The organism is Streptomyces sp. KR55, assembly GCF_052245645.1.
GTDB classification, from domain to species: domain Bacteria; phylum Actinomycetota; class Actinomycetes; order Streptomycetales; family Streptomycetaceae; genus Streptomyces; species Streptomyces flavusporus.
In genome coordinates, this window is record NZ_JBQQCE010000874.1 from 1 (window position 1) to 1,618 (window position 1,618).

Below are 1,618 nucleotides of genomic sequence, written 5' to 3' on the forward strand. Positions count from 1 at the left end.
GTCACCGTGGCTTTGGTGCCCTTCTCCACCTGGTCCTCGTAGTCGACGTCGAGGTCGACCGTGATGAGCCGCTCGGTACCGGTCCAGCTCAGGATGTCGCCGCTCAGGGCGTCACCCGGGGAGAGCTGCGTCTTGGCCACGCGGCGGGCGCCGTCGGCGACCACCGCGTCACCGGGGCTCAGCGTCCCCGTCTCCTCCCGGTCCAGGTCGTTCTGCCACTCCTCGACAGCGTCGGCGGTGGTGGAGGTGAACTCGTCGTCCACCGTGAAGCCGTCGTAGCCGAGCTTGGAGAGGTTCTCCTCCAACATCTTCACGTCGCTGCCCTCGCTGCCGTCCCGCAGCGTCCGGTACAGGGGCGTGGAGCCGTACAGCAGGGGGACCTTCTCCTGGTCGACCTTGTACACGGTCTCGCCGCGCTCGATGGTCGTGCCGTCGTCGGGCAGCCAGGTCACGATGCCGGAACCGTCACCGCCGGAGGACGAGTCGCCTTGTGCGGGCTGACCGCCCGGTGCGGACTGCCCGTCGGCGGCGCCGGAGGCCGGGGCCCGGACCACGGATTCCTCGCCGTAGCCGAGGTTGCCGTCCACGGTCTCGGTGCTGGTGAGCGTGGTCCGCTGCACCTTCGCCGTCGCCACCGGTCCGGAGGGGGCGGCGCTCGCGCCGTCGCCGGCGCCGTCCCCGCCCAGTGCGCCGGTGGCGGCCACGCCGGCCGCCGCGGCGACGGCGATCGCGATCAGCACGATCATCGACATGCGTACCGGGCGCCGCCTGCGGCGGGTCTCGGCCGACGCCTGGACGCTGTTGGCGTCGTCGTCCTGTGCCGCGAGTACACCCGGCAGTTCGTCCGGCGTACCGCTCGTCACCTCGTCGGAGGGGCGCAGTTCCAGGGCTCCGGGCGGATCGCCGGTGGCCTGCCGGCCGTCGGCCTCGTCGATGCTGGTCACTCGCCACCGCCCCTGCGGAGCATGAGGGAACCACCGGGGTTCTTGTCCATGCACTTCTGCTGGGCCTCGTTGAAGGCCGGGTCGCCCGGGCTGACACCGGCGGCCTCGGCGTCGACGATGAGCTGGTTGCCCTCGATCTTCGGGTCCTCCATCTTGGGCACGCCGTTCTCGCGCATGCACTTGGCCCACTCCGCGACCTTCGCGGAGTCGATCTCACCGCCGCCGCGGGCCTGCTGACCCTGCGGCATGAGGTCACGGCAGGCTTCCATGGCCTTCTGGTAGTTCGGGTCGTTCGGGTCGACGCCCTCACCCGGGACGATCTGGACCCGGCCGTTGCCGTCCTCCTTCGGGTCGGGGTAGTTGGGCACCCCGTTCTCGCGCATGCACGCGGCGTGGGCGAGGGCCTGCTCGAATCCGCTCTTCGGGGAGGCGCTCGACGAACTCGACGCGTTCTCCGAGGAGTCCTCGTCGGAGCAGCCGGTGAGCAGGGCGCCGGCCAGGAGGGCGGAGACGGCAAGAAGGGTGTGGGCGCTGAGGCGCTTGTGTGTGATGGGCATGGGAGAAGTTCTACGCGGCGTCCGGTCACACGGCGGATACAGAGCGGGGCCGTTCCGACGGGACCGCCGTCCGGCCGCTGCGGACGCGCGTCACCAGGGAAGACGGCGGCGGGGGGG

The 1,618-nt window shown here is 71.3% G+C and carries 2 protein-coding genes; both read right to left on the reverse strand.

Annotated elements, in window-relative coordinates; all coding sequences use genetic code 11:
* Positions 1-944 (reverse strand): peptidoglycan-binding domain-containing protein (locus ACTWQJ_RS51145; protein WP_443313160.1); only part of this gene is annotated, 944 nt, incomplete at its 3' end.
* Positions 941-1,501 carry a hypothetical protein gene (locus ACTWQJ_RS51150; protein WP_443313161.1) on the reverse strand — a complete coding sequence of 187 codons (561 nt, stop codon included), beginning with the start codon at positions 1,499-1,501 and terminating at the stop codon, positions 941-943. The genes ACTWQJ_RS51150 and ACTWQJ_RS51145, both read right to left, overlap by 4 nt.
* Between the last annotated feature and the right edge of the window lie 117 nt (positions 1,502-1,618).